The organism is Hyphomicrobiales bacterium, from assembly GCA_016710435.1.
In the GTDB taxonomy this organism is placed as follows: Bacteria; Pseudomonadota; Alphaproteobacteria; order Rhizobiales; family Aestuariivirgaceae; genus Aestuariivirga.
This window is the reverse complement of the sequence record JADJVV010000044.1, coordinates 14,449-38,986: the sequence shown is the minus strand read 5'-3', so window position 1 is coordinate 38,986 and position 24,538 is coordinate 14,449. Positions and strand designations below refer to the sequence as shown.

General features: G+C 62.2%; 26 protein-coding genes. 1 reads left to right on the top strand and 25 read right to left on the bottom strand.

The genetic code is table 11. The annotated features are described in order from the left end of the window. Nucleotides 1–66: 66 nt before the first annotated feature. The 9 genes from IPM06_21505 to IPM06_21465 all read right to left on the bottom strand — a co-directional run bounded on the left by IPM06_21505 (nt 67) and on the right by IPM06_21465 (nt 10,516). Nucleotides 67–3,648, bottom strand: coding sequence for a hypothetical protein (locus IPM06_21505; GenBank protein ID MBK8772989.1), 3,582 nt, complete (start codon nt 3,646–3,648; stop codon nt 67–69). 83 nt (nt 3,649–3,731) lie between these two features. After that, the gene (locus IPM06_21500) at nt 3,732–4,961 is read right to left on the bottom strand and encodes a hypothetical protein (GenBank protein ID MBK8772988.1); all 1,230 of its coding nucleotides are present in this window, start codon (nt 4,959–4,961) and stop codon (nt 3,732–3,734) included. Between the two features lie 11 nt (nt 4,962–4,972). Further along, nucleotides 4,973–5,926: a hypothetical protein gene (locus IPM06_21495; GenBank protein ID MBK8772987.1), complete on the bottom strand. Its 954-nt coding sequence runs from the start codon at nt 5,924–5,926 to the stop codon at nt 4,973–4,975. Nucleotides 5,927–5,937: 11 nt separating this feature from the next. Beyond that, entirely contained in the window at nt 5,938–6,150 is a 213-nt protein-coding gene (locus tag IPM06_21490; GenBank protein ID MBK8772986.1) for a hypothetical protein, read from the bottom strand. A 22-nt stretch (nt 6,151–6,172) separates the two neighbouring features. Then, nucleotides 6,173–6,652, bottom strand: coding sequence for a hypothetical protein (locus IPM06_21485; protein ID MBK8772985.1), 480 nt, complete (start codon nt 6,650–6,652; stop codon nt 6,173–6,175). Continuing rightward, complete coding sequence (locus IPM06_21480; GenBank protein MBK8772984.1) at nt 6,649–7,746, bottom strand: hypothetical protein; 1,098 nt, start codon at nt 7,744–7,746, stop codon at nt 6,649–6,651. The genes IPM06_21485 and IPM06_21480 overlap by 4 nt, the downstream gene beginning before the upstream one ends. Before the next feature lie 48 nt (nt 7,747–7,794). Continuing rightward, nucleotides 7,795–8,049 (bottom strand): hypothetical protein, encoded by a 255-nt coding sequence (locus IPM06_21475; protein ID MBK8772983.1) that lies wholly within the window; start codon nt 8,047–8,049, stop codon nt 7,795–7,797. A gap of 998 nt (nt 8,050–9,047) precedes the next feature. Next, nucleotides 9,048–10,118: a hypothetical protein gene (locus IPM06_21470; GenBank protein ID MBK8772982.1), complete on the bottom strand. Its 1,071-nt coding sequence runs from the start codon at nt 10,116–10,118 to the stop codon at nt 9,048–9,050. A gap of 8 nt (nt 10,119–10,126) precedes the next feature. Next, nucleotides 10,127–10,516, bottom strand: coding sequence for a hypothetical protein (locus IPM06_21465; protein MBK8772981.1), 390 nt, complete (start codon nt 10,514–10,516; stop codon nt 10,127–10,129). A gap of 741 nt (nt 10,517–11,257) precedes the next feature. Between IPM06_21465 and IPM06_21460 the strand changes: the two genes are divergently transcribed. Next, on the top strand, nt 11,258–12,055 hold the full coding sequence (locus IPM06_21460; GenBank protein MBK8772980.1) for a hypothetical protein: 798 nt from the start codon (nt 11,258–11,260) through the stop codon (nt 12,053–12,055). A 45-nt stretch (nt 12,056–12,100) separates the two neighbouring features. Here the strand turns inward: IPM06_21460 and IPM06_21455 are convergent, their stop codons facing one another. The 16 genes from IPM06_21455 to IPM06_21380 all read right to left on the bottom strand — a co-directional run bounded on the left by IPM06_21455 (nt 12,101) and on the right by IPM06_21380 (nt 24,538). Further along, entirely contained in the window at nt 12,101–12,646 is a 546-nt protein-coding gene (locus IPM06_21455; protein ID MBK8772979.1) for a hypothetical protein, read from the bottom strand. 308 nt (nt 12,647–12,954) lie between these two features. Continuing rightward, nucleotides 12,955–14,208, bottom strand: coding sequence for a hypothetical protein (locus IPM06_21450; protein MBK8772978.1), 1,254 nt, complete (start codon nt 14,206–14,208; stop codon nt 12,955–12,957). Nucleotides 14,209–14,210: 2 nt separating this feature from the next. After that, nucleotides 14,211–14,984, bottom strand: coding sequence for a hypothetical protein (locus IPM06_21445; protein MBK8772977.1), 774 nt, complete (start codon nt 14,982–14,984; stop codon nt 14,211–14,213). 9 nt (nt 14,985–14,993) lie between these two features. After that, nucleotides 14,994–15,362, bottom strand: a complete 369-nt coding sequence (locus tag IPM06_21440; protein MBK8772976.1) for a hypothetical protein — start codon at nt 15,360–15,362, stop codon at nt 14,994–14,996. Further along, nucleotides 15,359–15,523, bottom strand: a complete 165-nt coding sequence (locus tag IPM06_21435) for a hypothetical protein (GenBank protein MBK8772975.1) — start codon at nt 15,521–15,523, stop codon at nt 15,359–15,361. The genes IPM06_21440 and IPM06_21435 overlap by 4 nt, the downstream gene beginning before the upstream one ends. A 31-nt stretch (nt 15,524–15,554) precedes the next feature. Further along, nucleotides 15,555–15,854 carry a hypothetical protein gene (locus IPM06_21430; GenBank protein MBK8772974.1) on the bottom strand — a complete coding sequence of 100 codons (300 nt, stop codon included), beginning with the start codon at nt 15,852–15,854 and terminating at the stop codon, nt 15,555–15,557. A gap of 3 nt (nt 15,855–15,857) precedes the next feature. Then, nucleotides 15,858–16,289 (bottom strand): hypothetical protein, encoded by a 432-nt coding sequence (locus tag IPM06_21425; protein MBK8772973.1) that lies wholly within the window; start codon nt 16,287–16,289, stop codon nt 15,858–15,860. A gap of 56 nt (nt 16,290–16,345) precedes the next feature. Further along, nucleotides 16,346–17,347: a N4-gp56 family major capsid protein gene (locus IPM06_21420; GenBank protein ID MBK8772972.1), complete on the bottom strand. Its 1,002-nt coding sequence runs from the start codon at nt 17,345–17,347 to the stop codon at nt 16,346–16,348. Nucleotides 17,348–17,427: 80 nt separating this feature from the next. Next, complete coding sequence (locus IPM06_21415) at nt 17,428–18,018, bottom strand: hypothetical protein (GenBank protein MBK8772971.1); 591 nt, start codon at nt 18,016–18,018, stop codon at nt 17,428–17,430. A 79-nt stretch (nt 18,019–18,097) separates the two neighbouring features. Further along, complete coding sequence (locus IPM06_21410) at nt 18,098–18,991, bottom strand: hypothetical protein (GenBank protein ID MBK8772970.1); 894 nt, start codon at nt 18,989–18,991, stop codon at nt 18,098–18,100. Nucleotide 18,992: 1 nt separating this feature from the next. After that, the gene (locus IPM06_21405) at nt 18,993–19,232 is read right to left on the bottom strand and encodes a hypothetical protein (GenBank protein MBK8772969.1); all 240 of its coding nucleotides are present in this window, start codon (nt 19,230–19,232) and stop codon (nt 18,993–18,995) included. Further along, nucleotides 19,229–21,376: a hypothetical protein gene (locus IPM06_21400; GenBank protein MBK8772968.1), complete on the bottom strand. Its 2,148-nt coding sequence runs from the start codon at nt 21,374–21,376 to the stop codon at nt 19,229–19,231. Before IPM06_21400 ends, IPM06_21405 begins: the two co-directional genes overlap by 4 nt. 9 nt (nt 21,377–21,385) lie before the next feature. Beyond that, nucleotides 21,386–22,330 carry a hypothetical protein gene (locus IPM06_21395; protein MBK8772967.1) on the bottom strand — a complete coding sequence of 315 codons (945 nt, stop codon included), beginning with the start codon at nt 22,328–22,330 and terminating at the stop codon, nt 21,386–21,388. A gap of 509 nt (nt 22,331–22,839) precedes the next feature. After that, nucleotides 22,840–23,856 (bottom strand): GIY-YIG nuclease family protein, encoded by a 1,017-nt coding sequence (locus IPM06_21390; protein ID MBK8772966.1) that lies wholly within the window; start codon nt 23,854–23,856, stop codon nt 22,840–22,842. Next, on the bottom strand, nt 23,856–24,098 hold the full coding sequence (locus tag IPM06_21385; protein ID MBK8772965.1) for a hypothetical protein: 243 nt from the start codon (nt 24,096–24,098) through the stop codon (nt 23,856–23,858). Before IPM06_21385 ends, IPM06_21390 begins: the two co-directional genes overlap by 1 nt. Next, entirely contained in the window at nt 24,095–24,538 is a 444-nt protein-coding gene (locus tag IPM06_21380) for a hypothetical protein (protein MBK8772964.1), read from the bottom strand. Before IPM06_21380 ends, IPM06_21385 begins: the two co-directional genes overlap by 4 nt.

Genomic DNA, 24,538 nt, shown 5'->3' with positions numbered 1-24,538 from the left:
CGCCCTGCCAAATACGTCGAGCGCCTGCGCGTTTTCCTTCGTCTGGACAAAAAGGCCGAATGACCATCATCCAGCCTGACTACCGCTTATGTCCCTGTTGTCCGAACAGCGGGTGCCCACTGCGTATGCAACCCCCTTACTCCCCACCTTCCCGCCGCCGAGCTTCCGCAGGATCTCGTTGGCTACTGACGGCACGATCTTGTCGTAGTAGCCCTTCATGCCTTCGCCGCCGACTTTGAGGTCTACCCCCTTCAGTTCGTGATTACCGGCCCCGTTGAGTTCGGTCTCCAACAACTTCTGCGCCGCATCCTTGCCAACATAATCGGCGATCTTCTCAGGCGTGACGCCTTGTTCCTTCAGCACCTGCTGGCCGCCCTTACGCGCCGACAGTTGCTTGTTGTAGGGGTCATAGTGGAGTGAGTCAATATGCTTGCTAAGGTCATACCGCTCCGCCTGCTGCTCGCCCGTCGTCCACGCCACGCGGTCGAAGCCGTTCTCGGCGGCGTAGCGGATCATGCGCTTCAGCACCAACGCGGTCCAGGCTTCGGTCTTGCCGACGAAGGGGGCGGAAAAGGGTCCACCTTGTCGCTCAGCAGCGAACTTTATTGCTGCCTCCTCTGAGCGCGCGCCCCATCCTATTCCTGGCTCGCCAATTTCGCGTCCCTTTGCGTCATACACGCGGTATGATTTGCCGTCGGACGAGAATCGCCCTGTGTCTTCTGCGCGCCATCCTGTAGTGTCAGGCTTGAACCCCTCCTTCCGCCCTTTCTGCGCCCAGTCCGACTGAAGCTCTTCCAGGAACAGCACGCGGCGGCCGCTGGCGTCGACGCGCTCGTTGAAGCGGACGTGGGCGAGGATGTTCGGCTGGTCGAAGTGGGAGGAGCGGAACTCGTTGTTGACGTCTGGCGGGTTGCGTAGTATATCCACTTCGTCTTGCGTCAACACTCTTCCACCTGCCCTCTTCGACATAATACGCTCATACTCATCGAGTCTTGCATCCGGCAAAGTCAGCAGCAACTCGCGGTAATTCGTGCCGCCCGGTAGTTGGTAGCCGGAGAATTTGATGTCTGCGGTATATTTATCGTTGTGTCGTTCGAGGTAGGCTTCTGCCTGCGGATACGAATTGCCAACGGACAAAATTTCCTCTGTTACATTATCGATGACATTGAACTCGCCTTGTCCATCGGTCTCTATGCGCAGCGATGATCGTTCACCCAACATCACTTCCTGAACCTGAACGCCGTGCTCGCCAAGGAACGCCATGACTTGGTCCTTGGTGATCTTGCCGCCGCCCTTCTTTCCGAAGTCGATGTTAGGTAGCGCCTTGATCGAGTACCGGGCCTGCGCGCCGCTGTCACTCCGCGCCGCGCCGAGACTGGCAACCGTCTGCTCCGCTTCCGCTCTGGTGCGCGCGTACATGCCGAGATCATCGACCTGCTCCCACGGGCCACTACCGTCTCTCCACTCTTCTATGACGGCGAACCCCGACTCGTGGATGGGCATCCCGGCCTGCAAGTCCAGCCACTCGTTCAAGCCGACGGCGTCGAGTTCGACCTGCTTGACCGCGCCCCTGGCTACCAACCCCTTGATCTGATCCCGCCAGCCCTGCGCGCTCGCCTGCCGGGTCGGCATGGCGGCGACGGCGTCAGTCAGCGCCGAGTAGTACCACGAGTTGCCGCGCGCCCGCGACTCGTACGCCGCCCGACCCTCTGGCGCCACCATCTCGCGTTCCGCCATCTGGCCGCTAGCCAGCGCGACGAACACGTCTTCGATCGACTGGAACCCCAACCCGTTGACGGCGTTGGCGACGCGTTCGAAGAACTGCTTGATCTTCTGCCAGGCGCGGGCGAGCGCGCCGTCAGCCTGGAACTCACCGCGCCGCCAGAACTCGAAGGCGTAGGCCCGCGCCTCGGCCGGGACGCCAGTGACTTCGTCGGTCAGCCGGGTGCCGTTCTCGCGGTCGTACTGCTGGAGCCTCTGCTTCAGTTGCTCGAACAGCGGCTTGCCGTCGCGCAGCGCGTTGGCGACAACCTTCTTCTCGCCGCCAGTCAGCAGCCAGTCCTCGGCGAAGTGGTAGCCCTCGTGGTCGGCTACGCTCAGCCCCTCCTTGGCGTTGGTCGCCATGCTGATGACTGCCTTGAGCGGGCCGACGCGCGTGTAGGAGCCGATGTGACCACCCGGCGCGGCGGCAAAGGTCGACACCGTAAGTTCAGGCCGGTCGCCGATGAGACCGAGCAGCCGGGCGAGCAGCGCCGTGCCCTTGGCGCGCATGGCCTGCGTGTAGGCGTCCAGCGCCGCCGTCTTGGCTGCTGGGGATAGGGCCTCGAACTCGTCTTGGGTTAGGGCGGCGCGGGATTCGGACTGCATGCCAGCCTGTACTTTCTTCCATTCGTCTGCGGTCAGGTACTCTTTGTTTGCGTGGAAAAATTTAGCCGCTTCCCACTTCAGATCACCGGATTTAGTTCCATCGTTCGCAGCGGCCTCTCGCCTCACGCTCTTGAGTTTGCTACCTACGTGCGGGCCATAACTGCCACCATCTTCAACTGGGTGCAGTCCGATTTCAGGCTTAGGTCGCGCCTGAAACTCAAACGCGGCTACGCCATCCTGAGACACAGTACCGGAGGTGCCCGAAAACGAGACTGTGAATTTCGAGTCCGGGAAATTATCCCGCAAGCCCAATAGATTGTTCGCCACGTTCTCAGTCACAAACCGGACTGGGTAGCGCTGGAACTGCGTCCCGCCCTCAGTTACGCGCGTGCTAGTGCCATCACTCCGAACATGGTAGATTGATCCGCGTTCTCCAGACGCGACATAATCTGCAATCAGATCGTTTGCGCGCCGTGCTCTGCCTGCTTCGAGCCTCTCTTGTATCGACTGGCGCGGCGATGTCTGTGGTTCTGTCGCCCCCTTCGAGAACTGAGTCCGCGCCAGCCCGACGCCGGCGTTCACGGCCTTGGCCATGTCGACGGCGTCGGCAGTCACGCCGAGGCCCTTCAACGCGGTCGGCAGGTTCTTGGTGACGTACTGCTGCGCCGCCTCGATGGATCCGGTCTTGGCGGCTTCCTGCACGACGCCGCGCATCGCCTTGGCAAACTTGGCGGCGACCTTGGCCTGCCCCTTGGGGGTCTTCGTCTTGGTTGCCGCCATCGTCGCGGCCAGCGGCTCGATCACCGCCATGGCGTTCTCTTCGACGGCTGCCATCTGTGCGGCGGCCTCGTTCTTGACGGCCTCTCGCGGCGCGCGCTGCTCGACTCTGGCAAGCGCTACTTCGCGGCGAGTCAGCGGCGGCGTGGCGAGGCTTTCCTCAGTCGTGGTGAGCGGCATGCGCTGCTCGCGGAACAGCGCGTGGACGCCCTTCACGGCGCGGTCGACCTGCTCGGCCTCAGCCGGCGCCGGCAGGTTCGGGTCGGCGATGGTGTCGGAGCCCAGCGGCGCGGCGCGAGCGGCGATCTCCGGCTGTACCAGGTCGGGCACGGTGCCCGTGCGCTCGTACGGCGTCGGCGTGCCGGGATAGTCGATGGTGGGGAAGGTCAGTGGTGTTACTTCTTGGGCGGGCGCTTGCCCTTCGATTTGCAGGCCATTGGTATCTCCTTGTGGGGTTAGGGCTTGTCGTGCAGTCTCTATCTGTGGAGTCAGTGCATCCACCATGTTCCTGGCGGCGAACACCTGGCCGCCGAGTTCCTCGATCTGTGCTCGCGCGGCCTTGATCTGCGCCGTCGCCGCCTTCTTGGCTACCGTGAGTTCGCTCTTGGTGCGCCGCTGGCCGGCTCCATCTTGGACTCGTTGTCCAGTTGCGCGCGGGCAGCCACCAGCGCGTCGTGCTGTTGCTGGGCCTGCGTTACGGCCTGCCCCAGCGACGTCAGTTGTTCCGTCGCGGCGGCGTGCTGCGCCACGAGGTCGGCGTGCATGGCTTCGGGGGTGGGGGGCGCCGGCGCCGGTTCGACAAGGCCTGCGGGTGCCGCCGGCTCCGTGGGTGGCGCCACGACGGGCTCCGCTCCGGCTACCGGACGCTGCATGCTGTTTACGCCGCCTGCGATGCCGCCGGTCAGGACGCCCATGATGGCGCCCATCACGCCGGAGTTCAGGTAATCGCTGCCGGCTTCCGGCCCGGACAGCGGCTGGTTAGCTGACGCGCGTTCGATCGCCGACTGCGCGGTCTCCTGCCCGGCCTCGAACGCGCCGACCCTGGCGGCGCCGACGCCTACATCCTTGGCAACGGCACCGATGCCGGCGGCTCGCGGGGTCAGCGCGCGCTGGGCGGCACCCATCAGCCCCATCTGGCGGGCGAGATACACGGGAATCATGGTGTCCAGGGCGCCGGCGGCGAGCGCGCCCGTAGCCATCTGGAGCATCGAGGCGTTGTTCTCGGGCTTCAGTCCTTCGGGAGCGATCTGCCCGAGTTCCATGCCGACAGCCGAGGCGCCGAGACCGAGCCCGGTGCCGAGGTCGGCCGCCTTCACAGCCGACGCTATGGCCGCCTCTCCCGGCGTCGCTACGCCGGCGGCAGTCTTGGCTACGGCGGCAGCCTTCTCTGCGGCGCTGACGCCCGCAGCCGCCCGCGTGGCCCCCAGCGCGCCAGCCGCCAGCCTGCCGCCGACACCGCCGGCGACGGTCGTGGCCAGCATCGGCAGTTGGTTGCCGACCGTGTACTTGACTAGGTCGGCGGCGGCGCCGAGCCCCGGCCCGACTCCCTGATCGAACGCGGCGCCGACATCCTCGACCTGCATGCGGTACGGCGCGGCCTCGGCGGCGGCGCTCTCCACGACGCCGGCGCCGTAGTCTTCCAGCGGCTTGGCGCCGAGCCCGCGACCGGCGTACTGGAGAACGCCGCCGCCGATCGACTTGAGGTCGGCGACGCCCGTCTTCAGGCCGCGCCTGAACGGGCCGGGCTGCGGTGGCGGCTCGACCAGTTGGTCGATTAGAAGGTCGCCAACCGGGGTGTATGTAATCGGGGCAGCCATGTACTCAGCACCTAGCCCCGCGTGCCGCCCTGCTCTGCCAAACTCTTTGCCATCCTCGTGCGCTCGTCTTCAGTCGCCTCACGCAGCGGCTTGCCGTCCGTACCCATCAGGTATATTCTCCCATCAGACCCCTTACTGAAGGCCCCCTGTTGTCTGATCGGAACAGATCTGGGCACCCCGTCCTCGACTATGACCATGTTCTTGTCGGCACCAATGGTAGGCTGATTCGCCAGCGGTATTTTAATGCGGTCTGCTGAGGCTTGTAGACCCGACAGGATCAGCCGGCGCTTTTCGAGATCGGGTTCCGCAGCAGCGATCCGGTTAAGTTCCGTCAATTTCGCCGTCTCGGCGCCCGTCTTCATGATCTCCGGCAATTTCATCCCCAGCGCCTGCGCTGCCGAAGCTGTAGCCGCATCCCGTTTCATGTTCATCGCGGCGCCGAAGAATGACGCCAGGCTGCCGGGGGCAGCTTGAAACCGCGAGGCGGCGGCCGGGGCGTTCGTCCTCGGAGCCAGGCTGGCCGCGATATCCTTCGCCCGCTCTGCATCGGCCGCAGCGCCTGTGAAGCGAGTCACGGGGCCGTTCGGCCCTGCGGTTGTGTAGACGCCCGTATCTACTGGTGTCATCCCGTACGGGGCCGAGTTACCTGCTATCGCGGCGGCCGGAGCAGTAGGCGCGCGTACAGCCCCGAAGTTCACCATCTCTGGGCTGCTCGCATCAATCGCGTTATCCAATTTGCGCACGTCGGCTTGCGCCGCAGTCGGGGCAGTAAGCGGGGCCAACCCAAGAAGCGCGCGCATCTTATCCCCGGCGTCCGTAGACTGCGAGCTGACCGGCGCCGTGTTCCCGCCTAGCGCGCCGAATATGTTCTTCAACGTGACCCTCTGCTCCGGCGGAACTTCGGGGGAATTGCCATAGTAGTCGCGGTAATCGTATCCCGCGGTCGCGCCATATCCTGTAGCCATGATCGTTCCTTTTACGTTGACTGCATCGCAACCGAGAGCGTGCCTATCGACCCCATCAACTGGGTTAGGATTGCATAAAACTTCTCACTGGCGTAGTGCGCGCCTTCCGTCCTGAATTTGAGCGCCGCCACAGCAGCTTCCAGTTTTGCGCGGGCGTCGGCAATCGTCATCTCACTGATCTGGATATTCTGCTGGGTTGTCGACTTCAGCACTTCCTGCTGCAACGCGCTGCGCCCGAGAATTCCTTCATTGTATCTTGGTGGCGCCAACTATCCCATTGAAATACTCGATCTGTAGCCGACCGGACTGGATCTGGCGGTCTATATCGACTTTGTACTGCTCCAACTGCCCTTGATACGCCGCCAGTTTCAGGCGCGCTTGCTCTGTCTCCTGCTGGAGTTTGCCGAGCTGTACCTTGGACTTGATCTCGGCGGCGCCGACCTGGCCGACGAACGCCCGCACCTGGGCTTCAAATGCCTGTACCTTCGCCGTCTCGCCCTCTATCTGTGACCGGTACATGCCAAACTCGGCGACCTTGGCCTGCACCTGCGCCGTGTAGGTGTCGACCTGCGATCGATAGGCTTCCAGTTTGATGCGTTCGATCTCCGCCTGCACCTTCGCGGCCTCCATCTGCACACGGAAGATGCCGACTGTCGTCTCCACGCCCTTCAATTGCGCCAGATACGTCTCGACCTGGTTACGCTGGAGTTGCGCGCCGACGTTCACCGCCTCTCTACCTGCGCACGGTATATCTCAGCTTTGGCCAGTTCGCCGCGGATCTTGTCGGCAAACACTTCGGCTTCCACGCGGTAGGCGTTCACGCGAGCACTGTACCGCTCCACGAGGGCCTTGAATATGGCAACGGAGAACTCTATTGTCAGCCGGGCCACATTCAGGGCGCGCTCCTGCACGGCGTTGTGGAAGTTGATGAGGATCTGCTCGACGTCCTTGACTTCGCGAAGGGTGAATTGGCGATTCTCCACAAAGAGTTTGCTGCGCTCCAGCGTGATGTCCCGTGACGCCGACGACACCTTGTCCTGCATCTCCTGATATGCCCTGTCGACGTAGACGCTCAGCTCGCCGGGCGGCAGCGGGAAGCCGCGGGCAGCCATCGCGCGGCCGGCGTCGCCGATCCTCGACATCATGGCTTCGACTTCGCGGTCGCGGGCGCGGTTGAACAGCGCGATCTCGTCGGCGGTCTCGATGCCGTAGCCGCCGTTGACCAAGTTGTCGAGGAGGATGGCTTTCAGGGGGTCGAGCAGGATGGAATCGTAGGCGGCCTCCGCGAACTGGAACTGCGCGGTCGGGGCGACCAAGTCATCCAGCGGGGGGATCGCGCTGAACGACGGCAGCGCTATAGACGGCGGATCAGGCAGTGCCAGCGCGGCAAACGTCGGCACTGCGGGGAGATTGAGCAGCGGCGCAGTAGGTATCGTCGGCGACGTGAAACTCGGCGCGGCATTCGGGGAATTCGGGAGGTTAGAACTAGGGACAGCGGGGAAGTTCAGCGTCGGCGGAACCGCTGTCAGATCAGGCACGGCGACATCAGCGACGGTCGAGAACGACAACGTCGGGGGCGTGGGCACCGCAGCTGACACGATCGCGATGTTCGGATTGAATCCTACCTGCTGTAGAGAGTCATTGATGTGGGGGACAGTGGCGTAGTTGTACGCATCTGGGAGAATGGAGTCAATATTGAACCCATTCGAGAAGCTAACTTCCGTGGCTTCCAGAAGGGAATCCAGATAGCTTTGCGCCTGCTCAGTGAAGTCCGCAACAACCGCCTGCTGGGCGGCAAGATCCTCAGCAAATGCCATCATGCACCCCGATTCATGTAGTAAGACTCCTATGGCCTATGCTACATAGTATCATAGTTTTCGAGTCACAAAGGCCATGGCGGTGTCAGCCTTGTTAGGCGCCGGCACGCCATCCGTGACGTCTGGCAGGTCTACTTCAGTGCGCGTGAGCACCAGCCGGTTCACTGTCGTCGGCCTGCCGATGAAGTACCACGGCATGTCGGCGTGCACGGCGAAGAAACGCAGCGTGCTCGCGTTCAGTCGGCACCCCGGCAGTTGCTGGAAGTCCAGCATCCAATACTCCTCGATATCGACTGCGTAGCTCATATCTGCGTGTTCCTGACCCCGTGGAACAGGTAGGTGTTCTGCGTGTTGTTCTTTATTACTGCCGCCCCCTTCCGCATATCCGCCGCCGCCACCCTAACTTTGTCCATCGGCGCCGCCGTGGTATTTGAAGCCGGGTAGGCTCTACTCCACCCGAGAGTACGATCCACTGAAAGTACACATTTCGGCCACTTCTTACCGTCGAAAAAGAATTCTGATTGATATACCTGAACACCAGCCCAGGCCCTGCAAAACCGACATCCCGACCGGCGGTTACGTCAACGCTGGTTTCCGCCCCGCTTACTATCGATGCACCATCAATGCCTATATCCTGAGTGCGCACCGTTGTCTGCGTTCTATAGGTTGCTTGCCCATTAACATTGAATATAACCCCATCTTGATCGGGAGTAATGTTCCCATAAACAACCTGATAGCGCTCCAAAAGATCGGCCAAGTATGCAGATGTGTACGCTGCGGGCGAATACAGATCCCCGTTCAGTAGTCCGACAGACCACAGAGGCGCCTGTACACCTGAAGACCCCGGGAGGTATTCGCTATATGTATGATCTAGGTCAGGGTCGAGATAACTATTCCCGTAGCTTTGGAATGACACGTACTGATTGCTAGTAACCGGAGCCCCATTCTCAGCCAAGTACCACGCCTGCAATAGTGGTGGACATGCGGCTGTAATATCTATTACTGTCTGAATATTAGCCGCCCTCGCTATGGCTTCAGTACCGCCGCGCCATACGTATTCGTCATTCGCATATTGCGTGGCCTCCGAGTCCGCGTGACTCTTGGTAACTGTTTTGCTGTCGGTGCGGATCATCGTCGTGGAACTGCCCGCCGGCGGTAGGGTACACCGCACAGCGTCTGCTTCGTTTCGACGTGCTCGTACCTAGAATCCACAGCCGCGGCGGCGTCACGCTGGATCTTGGCTACGCATGCCGGTTGCGCCAGAGTACATACTGCCGTCGCGCAGTCGATGCTGAACACATAGGCTACCGCCGCATGCACGTTCTTGCTGCCGAAGTCCTGCCAATAATACTTGCTGGTCGCAGCCCCCAGCCGGTTTCCAGAATGCCGGCGCACACCGAGCCGTCAGCACTGAAATGTGGGGCTTGGGCGAGAATCGACTCGTTAGACAGCGTGCTCAGGTTGATGTATGGCACTTCGATAATCTTTACGTCGAACGTTCCATCCTCGCGCTCGTCATACAGATAGAACCCGGTGAAGCTGTATGCCTCGAAGAACAGGTCTGGATTACCCTGCACTAGATTCGTCTGTATGGGGTCAACGAACCACCGCACGCACAGCACGCGCAGGCGTGGCTTGTCGTCGACCATGACCTCGCATGCGGCTGTCACGGGCCACGGCACCACCGCCACGCGCTTGCCATTACGGTAGACGGCGCAGTGACTGCCATACCCTAATTCTGGCTCGGTGACAGTGAAGTACCGATCTCCAAACAAATGAAACGCGCTATCGGGGGCAGTATATGCTTCTGACCGCCGCGGGTAGTACGTGCGCTCGTATGCCAATTGTGTGTAGAACGTGCCGGCCGCCGAGGTCGAGAACTCCCTGTAGTCGTTTCCGCACGCATCCATGCTTCCTATGCCGTGCCAACTTATCACGTTCGGCGAATCGCCGTACCACGTACTCGTCCCGCATACGCCCAACTGGGGTGTGTATGCGACCACATCGGTGTCCTTGTTTATCGTCGCGTGCATGACCAATCTGCCTGGCAGCCGATCGCCTACAGACAGCAGCGGGTGTTCGTCAGCGGTGGACTCAGTAACTCTGACCCCGCTTACTCCGTTCCTGTAGTTCTCCCGTACATCGTCTGGATCAGGAGGTAACGCGGACGCTACTGGATTGAACGTGAAGTCGAACCCGCCCGAAACCACGATGACCCGCTTCTCCGCGGCGCTCCTAGTGATGATGCATACTTTATCGTTGATCAGCAACGCCTTGCGCTCGCCGATTCGTATATTCTTGGTGAGCGCGTGCGCCTGCGCAGCCTCGTCGGCGTCCTCTTTCGCGCAGATCAGTCGTAGCCGTACGTTTCCCATGCCGCCTGCTACATCACCCGGCGGCGGAGCTTGGTCGGCATCACGAGCACGTCGTTCAGCGAGAAGTCGGCGCCACCCACGTTGGTCACCGAGAACTGCCAGAAACGTGATTTCGGCCCCTTGCCGACCGGCACGCGGCGCTGCTGTATGCCATGCAGGTGGTTCCAGTCGAGCGCGTAGGTTCGCGTGCCACCCTCGGTTGTGATCGTGGAGAACCTCATGTCGCCGTCCGTGCTGTAACTGGTGTACGCGCGCGGCACACGCTTGTGCTCCGACGAGCCGAACGACTCCTGCCCAGTAGTCACTGTGCTGTTGATCGGCACGCCGGCGTCGTCGCTCTGTAGCCCGATCTCGACAAGCCCCGCCGGGCCAGCGGCGACAACCTTGCCATTGAACACGGCATAACTGTTGGAACTCGAAGGCGTTGTACTCCGTGAGCGCACCGCGGCGCGTGTTCAGCGCCCACGTGCGATAAGTTCGCCGATAGCGCCGCCACTACTGTCGCGCTGAGGTACGGCGGCGACGCGACGACGGATGCCATGACTATGTACGCTGGATATCCGGCTGCCGCCATGATAGGTGTGGCGGCGCCGAGGATCAGCGCCCCAACCGCGCCAGTCAGCGCCTGGGCTTGCAGCGTCGGGGCGCGGGCAAGCAGCGCCGCCTCGATTACGTTGCCGGCTGCTATGGCGGCGCTCAACTGCGGCGGCAGCGCCGCCATGTCCGCCGTGATGATGGCGGGGTTGATGGCGTCGGTCGACAGGAGCGGTGTCGCCGCGACTGCGGTGACTGTGACGACCCCCCCTACTAGGAGCGTAGTGTCAAACGTTGGTGCTGGTGCCGCCAAGTCTATGCTCGCCCACCCGATCTCAACTTGGGTGGCTGGGGCGGCGATATCTACCGTCACGTCAGCCCCAACAAGTGATTCGGCATACAAGATGGGTGCCGGAGCCGCGCACTCTAACCCGGTACGTGGGAGATGTGTGATGCCCAGTATTGGCGCCGCCGACGATACATCGACACCATTCGACCCGGTATCTAGTGTGGGTGAAGTTGCAGATACTCCTACCGACCCTAGCGCTGCACCTATAAGGTAGGGCATGGTCCCTATCGCGCCTTGCCAGGTGCCAGATGATGGCATGGAACGCGCTGTCCAGGTGATGCCGTCCGGAGACGTATTGGCATTCGTGGTGCCTGCTACAGCGCAGAACACCGACCCGTTCCAGGCTATAGAATTGCATCCGCTTACTGCCAGCGTTCGCGGCGTCCAAGTGATGCCGTCTGGAGACGTGGCTGCGGTCGTGCCAGTCTCCGATATCGCACAGAACACCGAGCCGTTCCATGCAATGTCGACCCAGTTAGTCGATGACGGAAGCGTTCTAAGTGTCCATGTTATGCCGTCGGGCGATGTGGCGGCATTGGCGCTGCCGTACGCTATGGCACAGAACACTGAGCCGTTCCACGCTATCTCACGCCAATTCGCTGATGCCGGCAGCGTCCTTGAGGTCCAACTAGCCCCGTTAGCGGATGTGGCTGCCGCCGTGCCGCCGTACGCTATGGCACAGAACACCGTCCCGTTCCACGCCAGCGATATCCAGGTGCCAGATGACGGTAGCGTCTGGGCAGTCCAGGTGATGCCGTCCGGAGATGTAGCCGCGATCGTGGTGTCTGCTACGGCGCAGAACACCGACCCGTTCCATGCTATCGACCGCCAATTCGAGGAAGACGGCATGGACTGCGCAGTCCACGTTATGCCATCGGGTGAAGTAGCGCAGGTGCCGCTGACCACCGCTATGGCGCAATATACAGACGCGTTGCGCGATATCACCTGCCAATTCGCGGAAGACGGCATGGATCGCGCGGTCCACGTTATGCCGTCAGGCGATGTGCCGCTCCAGATCCGCCAAACGTACAGGCTACAAATTGGTCAGACATGACGCACGCTCCTTACCCCCGCCTTGTCTTAGGCAGGGTAGGAAGAATTATGCCGCGGAACGGTGAAGTTGAACGCGCTCAGGGTCTGCACGGCGCCGTACGTGATGCTGGTGGAACTCATATTCATCTGAGCCCCAGACGTGGCCACGGCACCATCCATGCGAAGGTACGGCACCCGAATCCAGTGCGCCGGCGTCAGACACGGACCCCTTGACTCGGAACCACCCGGCAGTCTGCGTGCCGACTGCTACTGCCGTGCCAGACCATGTCTGCGTCACGTCCTTGGTGATCAGGCCGGCGGCGGCGTTGTAGTCCATCTTGAGCCCGTTGACCGCATCCACGCCAGCTGTGCCGCCGCCGGTGCCGGAGCCGAATGTCGTACTGGTGACGGCAGAGGTCAGCGTAGTCGATGTGATCGTCAGCGCGGCGGAGTTCAGGAGCGCGCCGAGCCCCGGCACGGCGGTAAGCGTGATGACTGCCGTGCCGCTGTTCGTCGCCGTTACCCACTTGTTCTTGGGGTTGCGGTTGATCTTGAGGCATACGTCGGCCGCCGTCTGAATCAGAGATGTGTTGTACGCCGTCGAGCTACCCATGAGTTCCTTGCCGAGCAGCGTGAGGGTGTCGACAGACCCGGCCCCGTACCGACAGCGTCAGGACGCCCAGCGCTCGGGTTTCGGGGAACGCGTCACCACTAGATGTGAAGGTGACGAGCAGCGTGCCTGGTGACCGCGAGATCAGGAGTGGCTGGCTGCGAGCCCGTATAGACTTCGATTATGCCCCCATCTAGGGCGTCCTTCCATGAACCGGTAGACGCGATGAAATTCTGGAGGGCGGGAGAGAAACGTAGCGCCATAATAATTACTCCTTTTAGATGTGTGTTGGGGTGTATTGATTCAGTGTATCACGCCACCACGTTGCCGGCGGTCTCGGCGCCCTGCATAGTGCAGACGTATTGCCCGATGCCACGATGCCGGCGGGCTACGCCGGCGCCACGAGGTTGGATAGGGTAGGCGAACCGGTCTTCGGTCAGGTTGAGCACCTGCCCGCCCGGCTTGCCGACGCACAGGCCCCGCTGCGTGGCGAAGAACGCGACTTTACCGACGGTGCCGCCCTGCCCCAGCAGGTTGCTGTCGCCGTACGCCAGGGTGCCGGGGATCACGCCGTACTGGGCGATCTCCTGGTACCGCCACGCGTCGGGAGAGTCCCCCTGTATCCAGATCAGGCGGCCCGACGTCCCCACATACATGCCGCTGCCGTCCGGCATGGGGGCCAGCATGGTGACGTCGCCGCCGAACGGCACGGACTTGCGGAAGTCGAACAACTCGGGCGAGTAGGGCTCGCTCGGATACACGTAGTCGGCTGCCGCGACAAGCAGGTTGCCGTTGTAGTTCGCGATGACGTCGCCCGGTGGTGGCGGCTGGAGGAACTGCGTGATCAGCGGCGACGCGCCCGGCCGGATCGTGTCGATCAAGAATGTGGTTTGGGCGTTCGGTATGATGCCGACCTGGTACAGGGTCTCGCCGCCTACCGAAGTCGCGTAGATGGCCTTGAGCGCTACCGTGGGGTCGGCAGAGACCGGCACCGATGACAGCGATACGCCGCCGGTAGAGCCCAGCGTGATCGTGCCGGCTATCCTGGCGCCGCTCTCCTGACCGTCGCTGCGGAGGTACGTCACGGCGTACTGGTACAGCCCCGCCAGCAGGTCGCCGCCGACAGCAGCGGCTGCCGGCCAGCCGGGCACGGCGAGCCCCCAAGATCGGCTGGCGCCGTTTTGCACGACGCCGCTCTCGACGCCATTCGACCAGAACACACGCTGGCCCACCATCTCGTAGGCAAGCGGCCTGCCCGGCGTCAGGCCGGCGCGCAGCGTCGTCGTGGTGTAGTCGGGGTTGATCAACTTCAGGGCGTCGCCGCCGACACCCAGGCATACGCCGTCGTTCGCCCATACGTCGCGGTCGACAGAGGCGGTGACGACGGTCGAGAAGCCGCGACGACGACCGATGCCAAGGGCGTCGTCGATGTCCACGTTCAGCGCCGCCGTCAGGTCGCCGGGCGCGAACGCGTCGGCACCGACTGTGTTCCGCAGGCCGCGGAAGTTGTCGAAGGCGAACAGGCCCTCCTTGGGGTCTAGCGGCGCCGCGTTGCTGTTGTCCACCACTAGCGCCCCAGCGTTGCGGTGGCGCTACTGAATCCCCACCGATAGGTACTGGCTTCGGCCCGCTGGCGTTCCTGCCGGGCCTGCCGCACCACTTCGTCGAACGCGGTCAGCAGGCGTCGTCCTTCTACCTTCTGGTCGGCATCCACATTGGGTAAAGTAAGGGCCTTGCCTGCGGCGAATTCGCAGAGTTGCAGGTGGAATTCGGCGGGAACCTCTGGCTCGGCTTCGACGTCGTCAAGCGTGAGTTCGTTGATCGGCAGCCGCGCCACCTTCATCGCTACACGTAGGCCGTTCTGGGCCGACGTGGGTGGCGGAAACACGCGGACGGTGCGCGACCCCGCATCAGAGGCGATCGCGAAGGGGGCGCCAGACAGCGTGGCGAAGCCGCCGGCCAAGCTGGCTGCCATGCCGTACTCGACGGCGTTGAACACGTCACCGGGGTATGGGGTTCCCAGGCTCGTGTCGCGAAGCTGCGCGTCTTCCGTGCGGCCAAGAACGGCGGTCTGGTTTGCCGGCGTGCTGTCGAAAACTCTTAGAACACTGGGATGGAGATGGTACAACGACACGCCGGTGCGCAGCGTTATGATGCCGGCCGGCGCGACGCCGTACTCGACGATTGCCCACGCGCGTCTTGCGAGGATTCTGGCGGCTTCGTTGAACTGGCGACACAAAAACGCATCCGACCACAAGTCGTCGTTGTCGCCTTCCACGAGTTCCGTACGGTCGTCGAGGACTTCCGACGCACAGTACGCCAGCATATCCTCAAGCGTCATAACAGCTCCTTACGCCGCCAGAGCGGTCTCGCGCAACGCCTGATCCTTCTCGCGCTCCTGGAACGCCTTGTACTCTTCCGGCGTAGCCTTGCCCTTGACGGAATATGGGAAACGCTGTACTGGTCGCGTGACGTACCCGCCCTGGCTCTGGATCGTTATATCTTCGACACATAACGCCAGGCAGTCTTCCACGAAGGCGTGCGGGACAATCACTTCCCTGCCGCGAGGGACTTTGATACACAGGCCCCCCAACGACAGCGGCACGTAGGGCAGGTCCTGCTTGTTCTGGCCGCGGAAGATCTCAATCTTGTCGTAATCCAGCGGGAAACCGCGCGTGTCGGTGGGCAACTCGACGTCGTCGCCAGACAGCACCTTCATACGCTTGTCGCGGGCCTCGGCGAGGAACTTGGCGTGACGGCGTCCTCGTCGAACTCCTGCGCGGCCTGCGTTTCGGCTTTGATGCGGAGGCGGGCGACGCGCTGGGCTTCAGTCTCGTCGGCTTCCGGCGTGCCGGTGAATTTGTCGTTCAGTTTGCTCATGATTCAGGCTCCTGTTTTTAGGTGTGTGGAGTCAATCTTCTTCGTTCGCCATGCGTGAGGCCTCGGCAAACGCACTTTCAAACTCTTGCTGCGGGATGCTCTTGAGCGCAGCCTCGATGATCTTGATCACGTCCGGCACCGTCGCCGCCGCGTAGCTCTTGGTCATATTGCCGGTGTAGGGGTTGCACAGCTCTGCGCCGCCCTTACCACTACTCTTCTTCGCCGCCTTTTTCGCCGCCTTTTTCGCCGCCTCGATCGCGGGAACGTCTGGCACGGTTACTTCAAACCCGTTCTCCAGACGTTCGATCGAGACGCGGTAGGTATCGGACACGGTTTAGCCTTCGGCCAACCACACTACCGTATCGTTGTCCGTGCAGATGCCGGAGTCAAACGTGACGGTAACGACGCCGGCCGGCGTTGTATCAGCCGAACCGCCGGACTGGCTGGCAGAACCACCGGTGCCGGTGCGGGTAGCGACGACGATCTTGTCGTCGGTCTCAAGGGTGCGAGTTCCGGCGGCGACGGTTTCGAGGTAGTCGCCGGAGTTCATGCCCTTGTACCACTCCTGGGTGATGCGGTCGGTGATGTTGGTGATCTTGAAGTACACCGGACTGAAGCCCAGCGTCAGTGTCATCACGCCGGCGGCGATTGAGGCGTTGTTCGTGGTGGACACGTCGGAAGCCGCCGTGTAGGTGCCGCTGATCGAGCCCTGCGTGCGCTGGACCGGACCGCAGTTGATGTTGGACAGATTGGTAGGGGTGGTCATGTGAGTCTCCTAAAAAGTTGGTTCGACGCCGGGGCCGTAGCCCCAAGCAGAGTGGATTACAGCGTGACGGCCACCATAAGACGATACCCCCACAAATCGTTCAAAATCAACGATGTTTGTGCGCACTTCCAACCCAGCGTGCCGCGCTGGTTCAGCGGGTCGGCGGTGCCGGACGAGCCAGGGTTGTGGGCGATCAGCGACATGGCGCTCGACCCCTTCAGCGGCACGATACCGTAGGCGTCTCTGCCAAGGTAAATGACCGGATACACGTCGGCGAAGCCGCCGGTGTTGCGCATCGTGGTCGAGGCGCCGCCATACACGCCGGTCGCGCCGAGGTACGGCGTGAACAACACGCTGCGGCAGTACCGCACGTCCTCGACGGAGCCGTGCTCGCCAGGGAACAGCTTGGTCTGCCCGGCGTACTGCTTGGCCGGGATGTAGCCCTGCATGTTGCGGATGTCGTTGGTCACGTCGGGGTGATGGATGGCGACGAAGCCGGCCTCGACGGGTTCCGTGCGGAAGTCCGGGCTGGACGACACGACCTCGTTGATGTACTTGCCGCGCTGGCGCAGCAGGGCGGCGGTCGCCGTGCGCTGCGCAGCCAGGGTGATCGGCGTATTGACGGTCGTGATGCCGCCGTTGGCGTAGCCGACCTGCGTGCCGGCCTTGATCTTGTTCCAGCGCAGCGTCTCGACCGTCTCAGCCGCCTGCTGCATGCACAGCGACGAAAACTCCTTGAGCAGCGGATCTTCGTGGGTGTCCTGCATGAAGCCGGAATACGGGATGAAGTCGCCGAATTCCTCCAGCGTGGCCGTGTAGTCAGTGATGGTCGGCTTGGTGCCGCTGGGCGTCACGCCTTCGACGAGCGCCGTGGTAGCCAACGGCAGGGCTTCGTAGCGCCGGAACTTGGCGACGTTCGTCGAATTGGTAGGCATCACGAACGTCTGGCCGAACTTCTCCAGAACCATGTCGGCGTCGTGGCGCTTCAGGAGGGGGGCAATGGCATACGCTGCCGTGCGATTGGAGATGTCGCCGGACGTCAGGAGAGCGGTGGTCATGGTGTTTCCTTTCGGTGAGTTTGGGTGTTGTTAGCGTCCTCTGCCGGCTCACCTATGGAATCGGCATGATGCGGTCGGTCTTAGGCGTCGTATCCTTGCAGCTCGATCAGGAACTTGCCGGCCGTGTACGTGGCGGCCGTGCCGGCGGCGCCGCCGGTCAAGTACAGATACTGGCTCGTCGCGGCCGGCTGAGCAATCGCCTTAACCAAAGCCAGAGTCCAGTTGCCGCCAGCAGTGATCAGCGCGGTCTCGGTGAGGGCGGCGACGCCGCCGTCGAACACGCCGGTGCCTTCGGTGGCGGAATACAGGTCGATGTCGGCGACGCCGCCGGCGGGGACTTCAAGGCAGGTCATTCTGCCGCTGAGTAGCGTGCCGCTGCGGGCGACGGAGACCTGACCGATGTGCGCCGGACTGGTGCCGACGCCGATGATGTCGAGGTCAGTAGTGGATGACGCCAGGCCCGTGAGATCGATGAGGATCGTGGTGGTAATGAGTCCGTTGTCTTTCGTGACACTGGATCGATACACGGTGCCGGTACCGGAAGTGATGCCGGCGCCAGCTTCGAGTTGCATCGTAGTGCCGGCGAGCATTTGGCGCAGAAGCCGTTTTACCTCGGGGTCAACGATCGCTGCGGCAATGTCTTTTTCGGTCAAGGGGTTGGTAAGCGCCACGGAGATCTCCTCGCGTTAGGTTAGGGTTCGATCATTCATATAACCAGTATTCCACCTTTTTACCTTTTGTGCAAGGGGGTTACTTCATGGCCGCCACGGCCTCGGCGAAAGCCCCCGCGAAGTCATTGGGGTCCGGGGTGCCCCTCGGCGTCACGGCGACGCGCCGCGAGCCGACCGGCGTCAGGTCTTCGGCTCCAGCAGGAGGCGGCTTCGGAACGGGCGCTGGTGCAGGCGCGGCCGGGGTGGCTACTCCAGTCGCCTTCTTGAAGTCATTCACCAAGGCTATCACGTCCTGCGTCGTGCCGCGGTCGTACACCGCCTGCGCGCCAGCCTGCGCGTACGACGGCAACGTCTTGATCCACGCGGGCACCTTCGCGATCACGGCGTCGTAGTCGGTGTGCGCGGCGTGCAGGGCGGCAACGTGGGCCTCGATAGCTGATGTCGTCACCGTGTTCTCAACTGGCGCCAGCCGGGCCTCCATCTGTTCGGCGAACTTCTGCACGGCCTTGTATACCCTGGCGTTTATGTCGCGGTCGATCGACTTGAGGCGGGCGTCGATGGCCTTGGCCTCGCTCGGAAACTCCTTCCTGAACTGCTCCAGGGCCGCGACTTCGTCCTCGGTCGGCGCGTAGGGCGTGATACTTTCCTCCAGGGCCTCGCGCTCCGCCCTGGCTTCCGGCGTCTCTGCCGGTGCCGGCGCAGGGGCGGTGTGGCGGGGGCGTGCTGGCGCGGGGGCAGGTGCTGGCGCGGAGGCAGGTGCTGGCGCCGCGGCAGCTGCGGGCGCTTCGATCGGTTCAGGGGCGGCCTCCGGCGCCGGCGCGGGCTCGGGCGCTGGCTCAGGTGCTGGAGTCGGCGCGGGAGTCGGCATGGGAGACGGCGCGGGCTCAGGTGCTGGTGCCGGCGCGGGGGCCGCATCCATCGCGGCCACTACCTCCGCAAATGCGGCGTCAAAATCATCGTTCTCGGTTGCCATGTCATGCTCCTTGTAGTTGTTTGATGGCGGGGCCGTCGTCGATCAGCTTTATCAGCCGGGCCACGACGCGCGCCTCGCCTTGTTCTCGGATCAAGTCGTCGCCCGCCATGCCAATCCACTCCGTATTGATGCGGGCCTGCCGCGCGTACAGCCAGTCGCGCATGGCTTGCAGGCCGCCTTCGTTCCGGCACTGGAAAATGTTCAGTTCGGTCTTGTGTTGTTCCTGCTTGATCACGTTCATGTCGCTGCCCCTGTCGCGGGTCTGCTAGCCGCCTGCCGCGCCGTATCGGCGCCGTGTGCCGCCGTCAAGGCCTGCGCGTGCCCGACCTGCCGTCCCGTGTCGGCTGCATGCGCCGCCACCAGCGTTTTTGCCCGGTCGACGCTGTGCTTGTTGCCGGTGTTGATGGCGTCGATGATGGTCTGCAACACCGTCGTTCCGACCGCCGCCTGCTCGGATGATGCCTTGGCCTCGTGCTCCAGCGCCTTGCTGAGAACCTCCTTGACCTGGCGGTGACGAGGTCCATCTGGCCTTGGGCCATGGCGGCCTGCTGCCTGGGCGTTCCGCTGGATGATCTGCTCGGCCTTGTCCTCGTCCTCCATCAGGTCGTCGATGGGGATGTCGTTGGCCTTGGCGCGTTCGATCAGCAGGGCGCGCGGCTTGATGTGCGGCAACTCGTCTGGCGTCAGGCTCGCCTTGAACTCGGCGAGCGACTGCGCCAGCACTTCCTTCGCGATCAGGCTCGTCGAGCCGCGGGCAATGATGTTGTGGTCGCCGTCGCGGCTCTGGTCGGCGTCGTACTTCTTGTTCCACGCCACGAGCGCCGAGATCATCGATATGGTGAAGGTGTCGTAGTTACGCACGGTGTCGCGCACCGGCAGCGCGGCGGCGCCGAGGAACATGCTGGCGTTGCGCTGCGTGCGAAGCGCCTCGCTGCCGCCACCCGACGTGTCGCCCAGCGACGCCGGCGGCAGCCCGGACTCCTTGTCGCCGAAGCTCAGGAACAACTGGATCAGCGGCAGCAGCTCGTGGATGTGACTGTCGATACTGACGTTGCGCACCGCCGGTATGGCGTCGGACTGGCCGCCGTTGCTCTCGCGCAGCCACGACTTGTGCTTGCTGAGTGCCATGGACTGGCCCGGCGTCAGCATGTCGGTGTTGATCTCCGCCATGGGGCCGATCACGCCGGCGTTGTCGAGGGCGGCGCGCACCGTTTCGTTCAGGCTGACCTGCGAGTCGCGCAGCGTGTCGCACAGCCCGTTGCCGAGGATGGACAGGTCGTCGTCCTCGAACACGAAGATGTGGTGGTGCTGGACAGTCTCGCCAAGCGGCGCCAACTTCGCCTTGATGGTGACGTCGTCGATCATCCACACGTTACTGTGGAACGATCGCCCGAGGTCGGCGTCGGCGATAGTCACGCCGGCGCCGCGCAGTTCGTGCCCGGTGACGTGCCCCCAGTACGACAGCACTTCGTACTTTCGGCTTTCCTTGCCGGAGATCGCCGCCTGCGCACTCTTGGGTTCGCCCTTCATCACGGACTCCCACCACTGTGCCTTGTAGTTGCCCGACTGGTTGCGTTCCAGGTAGTCGGTTATCCTCGTCGCGATGAAGTCGGGGCGCTGCGCGAGTTCTTCTACCTCGGCGCGCGTCATGATGTGCCTGTCGAACTTGCCGTCCTGTTTCGTCAGGTCGGTAGCCGTCATGTCGGGGTAGTGGTTCCACACCGGCAGGAACTCAAACAGCGGCTTGTACTTGTCGACTTCTACGGCCTTGTAGGCGCCGGTGTTGACGTCGCGCCGCCAGGTGCGCGCCTTTACCTTCTTGTGGAACGGCCCCGTCAGTATGCCAATATTGTAGATCGTCGCCGACCGCACGACCTTGCGCGCCAGCGTGACGAACTCCATCTCCTGGAGGTCGTCGTCGATCTTCTTCTCCATCGACTCGGCCTTACCCTTGGCGAACTCGCGGATGCCCTTCTCGATTTCGGCGTCGCTGAGTTCGACTTGCGAGGCGTCGCCGCCCTGCGCCTTCTCCTGCACCAGACTGTCGAGTACCTGCTGCAACTGCTCGGTCGACAGGTCGGGCAGCGGCGACGCCCGCACGCCGTAGTTCTTCTCGGTCTGTGGCCAGAGCATTTGCATTAGCCTTGCAATTGTGCCGCGCACCATCCACGCCGTCATGCCGGGATATGCCTTTGACCTATCCGCCGGTATCATACTCAGCACTTCAGGGTCATATATCTTCCGCACCTGATAGAGGTTCTTCATCCAGCGCTCTTCGATCTGACGGCGGTCGCTGACATGCGTCGGCCACAGGGCGAAGATGCGCCGGCCGAGCCCGTTGAGTGCGTCGTCGTTGATGGCAGGGGGTAGGGTTGGGGTGTCCATGATTTTTCCTTAGCGTGGTGTGGCGTATGGGTTGACGTTCGCCGGCGCGCGGACGGCGCCGCGTTCGGTGTTTTCGGCTTTCCGACGGCCGCCGCGCTCGAAATACATGCAACCATATTCGCAACTTTCCCCAATATGGCTGTGTTCGTTGGTTTTATCTACTTCAGCAGTTAGCCTACCGTCTTTAAAAATCTTGAACATGTAGCCGCCGCCTAACGCCACGATCAGCGCTTCCGCACCAGGGTCAACCAGAAACATTTTGCGACCGTAGTCGCCGTTGCGGGATAGGAAGTAGTCAAGCGCGCCTTGGCGGTGAACTGGAGCGTTGGACCACGCAAATTTTATTTTGCCGAGCCCTTTGTTTTTGTACCGACGGAATACATCCGCACACGAAACTTCATCCGATTGGCTTCCGGTCCCGCCTGCGGGGTCGCCCGTTACGAATATGTCGAATCCATCATACTTACGCCGTAAAAGCGGCAGCAGCTTCTCCTCAATCGCCCGCTCCAGTCCCATACCAAACGTGGCGATTGCGTCGAACACAAGTACCTGGCCGAACGCATTCTGTTGCATTAGACAGAATGCGGGGGTTAAGCCAAAGTCAGCCGAGATAAGCAGTAGGTTGTTCTTATCTGGTAGCAGCGGGGCCTTCGCTACATGCGTGCCAATATCAAATAGAGGATGGACAGGCTTCCCGCCCTTCGAGCGGCCGTATTCGCACATGACATAAGTGCGGATATAGTCAGCAGTCTTGTTTTCGACCAGCGCTGGGTAGTAGTCCTGCGGCAAAAATTGCAAATTCTCTGCGGCAGGGTTCACCACATAGTCACTGCCGTCACGCAACATCGCCGGCGGCTGAATGAACACGTCCCATTTGTTCGGCTTCGCTTCTGCTGGCTCATCAGGGTTTCGCCCTGTTAGCATGCTGTGCCAATATGATCCGATCTCAGGCATGTTCGAGTCCCCCCAAACGCCGACCCATGTAGGCCCGCCCTCTTCTATTCGGGGGTACCGCCCAATCCGGCCATCGAGTGCTTCCACAATCGCACGAGGGATGTCGCGAAACTCGTTCAAGTACACCCCGGTTAACTCGTATGACAACAGGTTTTTAACGTCGTCTTCTGTATCCAGTGGGAGAAACACGACCTCGCAAAAAATATCATCCTGTCGAATGGTGTATGTGTTCGTGAGCCCGTGGTAGTTGCCTAGCGACCCATTTGGAAACTGGTCGAACCACGTCTTCATGGTCGTTGAGCGGAGCTGCGGTCGGGTCTGGCGCACCACCGCGAAACGTGTTTTCCGCTTCCCATCTAGTGTCGATGGAGCTTGCATAGCCGCGCGGCGCGGAATGTCAGTTTGTGACCCGACTGATTTTCCTGACCCGAACGGGCCAAGAATGAACCTATGCCTCGCATTACTCTGCATGTATGCAGACACAACTGGCGGGAACGTGCGGTTGATATTCAGCATTGCTTTGCTCGTTTCGCGGCAAGTGTTGCTTTCACAGCGGCGGCAATCTTGTCTTTTTGCGCTTGCGTGTGTGGTAAGCCCGGCTTTCCTTTTTTCCCCTTCGATATGTTCGCTGTATGCTCTTTGGTTTTCGGCTTCCCTAACATCGCCGCAGACTGCTTTTTGCGAGACGCCTCGGAGCGCTGTATCCCTACATGCGCGGCAGATAACACGCTCTTTTGTTCTTCGGTGCGCTTCCCCCCAGTAAGTCCCGCGGAGATCGCGGTCCGCCACTCAGGGGGTAGCGTCTTACCTAGAAGGTGCGTATTCCCTTTCATGCGACTGGAAATTGCGGCGCTGATTGCCGCTCGGTGTTCCGCGTACTCTGGAGTTGCATGCCGTTCTGCCCGCTTGGCTGCCCGCCGCTTCTGCTGGGCATCCGTCTTTTTCGCCCGTGCTACCTCCTCAGTCTGCCGCAGAACGGTAGCCCGGCGCGCGCGTATTGCCGCCCGCTGGTTAGCAAGGTGCTCTTCCGTATGCACGCGCCCCTTCTGGAATTGGCTTAACTTCAGCCGGGTCTCGGCAGTAACAATCCGATTCTTCCCTGCCTCGGCCATCTTCGCCCGCGTTTCAGGCGTGACTATTTTTCCCTTGTGCGCCATACCGATCTTGGCTTTGTGGGCGGCTTCGAGTTTTCTTCCTCGCGTGGGGGAATGGGCGTCTACCGCGATGTTGTACTCGGGCTTCACCTTATCCAGCAACTGCTGCTCATAAAACAAGAGCATACTTGGCTGACAAGTCAAGATAGGAAGGAATTTGAATGCCTCCTCGCCATACTTAGCCCACGCGCGCTGGAGCTTCTGGTTGCCATGGCGCTGAGATTGGAGTTCCCGTCGGTGCTGGCGCCATCGACGATTGAAATTCTTCGCGCTGCCGATATACCGTTTCCCATTCGCGGTATTGATGATCTCGTAGATGCCCGATTGGTTCTCCATTGGAATTTGACCTGCGTGATTGGGAGAAAGTTCCATCACGCCACCTGCGGCTCGTCGGTGTTGATGCGGTGCTCGAACCGGTGGCCGTCCATGCGCTCCAGAGTCAGCGTGTCGCCATCCTTGTCGATCAGCCGCACGAGGTCGCAGTAGCCGCGCTCGCCGGGCGGGCCGACAGCAAGCTCGCCGGTAGCGAAGCCATGGGCGTGCAGCACCGCCTCCAGGGCGCCGGCGGCGGGTCCGTGGAGGCAGCGCGGGTGGATGATGACTCTAGCTGTCATAGGTGGAAATAATCGACGCCGTTGCCGCACTCCGAGGACAGCGCGGCCGCCACATCGACTGCCTGGCGGGCAGTACTGCCGAGGTACATCGCCGCCAGCGCGAAGTCACGGCCGGAGCCCCAGGCGGAGAACTTGTCCTCGACGCGGACGGCTACCGGCTGGCGTTCGTAGAACCGGCAGCCGTTCTGGTCAGCCACGATCAGGCGTGCCCACGAGCCCTTGTCCTTCTGGCACGCCGGGAACGCGGTGGGATCGGCGCCGGCTTCGTACCACGACGCCATCAGCTCGCCGGAGTCCTGGTCACCGGTCCAGGCCAGGTACTCCGGGAACCTGTCGGCTCGCTTGATCTTCCGGATCTTGGTCGTGGTGAAGTGCGCGCCGGCGCACATGGCGCGCTTGTCGGCGGCGATCGTCTTGCCGTCCCAGGCTACGACGCTCAT

What these genes read in the sequence shown, in the direction of transcription:
- IPM06_21505 (MBK8772989.1), bottom strand. Translation starts at nt 3,648, where the DNA reads ATGGTGGATGCACTGACTCCACAGATAGAGACTGCACGACAAGCCCTA.
- IPM06_21500 (MBK8772988.1), bottom strand. Translation starts at nt 4,961, where the DNA reads ATGGCTGCCCCGATTACATACACCCCGGTTGGCGACCTTCTAATCGAC.
- IPM06_21495 (MBK8772987.1), bottom strand. Translation starts at nt 5,926, where the DNA reads ATGGCTACAGGATATGGCGCGACCGCGGGATACGATTACCGCGACTAC.
- IPM06_21480 (MBK8772984.1), bottom strand. Translation starts at nt 7,746, where the DNA reads ATGATGGCATTTGCTGAGGATCTTGCCGCCCAGCAGGCGGTTGTTGCG.
- IPM06_21475 (MBK8772983.1), bottom strand. Translation starts at nt 8,049, where the DNA reads ATGAGCTACGCAGTCGATATCGAGGAGTATTGGATGCTGGACTTCCAG.
- IPM06_21470 (MBK8772982.1), bottom strand. Translation starts at nt 10,118, where the DNA reads ATGGGAAACGTACGGCTACGACTGATCTGCGCGAAAGAGGACGCCGAC.
- IPM06_21460 (MBK8772980.1), top strand. Translation starts at nt 11,258, where the DNA reads ATGGAACGCGCTGTCCAGGTGATGCCGTCCGGAGACGTATTGGCATTC.
- IPM06_21455 (MBK8772979.1), bottom strand. Translation starts at nt 12,646, where the DNA reads ATGGGTAGCTCGACGGCGTACAACACATCTCTGATTCAGACGGCGGCC.
- IPM06_21445 (MBK8772977.1), bottom strand. Translation starts at nt 14,984, where the DNA reads ATGACGCTTGAGGATATGCTGGCGTACTGTGCGTCGGAAGTCCTCGAC.
- IPM06_21440 (MBK8772976.1), bottom strand. Translation starts at nt 15,362, where the DNA reads ATGAAGGTGCTGTCTGGCGACGACGTCGAGTTGCCCACCGACACGCGC.
- IPM06_21435 (MBK8772975.1), bottom strand. Translation starts at nt 15,523, where the DNA reads ATGAGCAAACTGAACGACAAATTCACCGGCACGCCGGAAGCCGACGAG.
- IPM06_21425 (MBK8772973.1), bottom strand. Translation starts at nt 16,289, where the DNA reads ATGACCACCCCTACCAATCTGTCCAACATCAACTGCGGTCCGGTCCAG.
- IPM06_21420 (MBK8772972.1), bottom strand. Translation starts at nt 17,347, where the DNA reads ATGACCACCGCTCTCCTGACGTCCGGCGACATCTCCAATCGCACGGCA.
- IPM06_21410 (MBK8772970.1), bottom strand. Translation starts at nt 18,991, where the DNA reads ATGGCAACCGAGAACGATGATTTTGACGCCGCATTTGCGGAGGTAGTG.
- IPM06_21405 (MBK8772969.1), bottom strand. Translation starts at nt 19,232, where the DNA reads ATGAACGTGATCAAGCAGGAACAACACAAGACCGAACTGAACATTTTC.
- IPM06_21400 (MBK8772968.1), bottom strand. Translation starts at nt 21,376, where the DNA reads ATGGACACCCCAACCCTACCCCCTGCCATCAACGACGACGCACTCAAC.
- IPM06_21395 (MBK8772967.1), bottom strand. Translation starts at nt 22,330, where the DNA reads ATGCCTGAGATCGGATCATATTGGCACAGCATGCTAACAGGGCGAAAC.
- IPM06_21390 (MBK8772966.1), bottom strand. Translation starts at nt 23,856, where the DNA reads ATGGAACTTTCTCCCAATCACGCAGGTCAAATTCCAATGGAGAACCAA.
- IPM06_21385 (MBK8772965.1), bottom strand. Translation starts at nt 24,098, where the DNA reads ATGACAGCTAGAGTCATCATCCACCCGCGCTGCCTCCACGGACCCGCC.
- IPM06_21380 (MBK8772964.1), bottom strand. Translation starts at nt 24,538, where the DNA reads ATGAGCGTCGTAGCCTGGGACGGCAAGACGATCGCCGCCGACAAGCGC.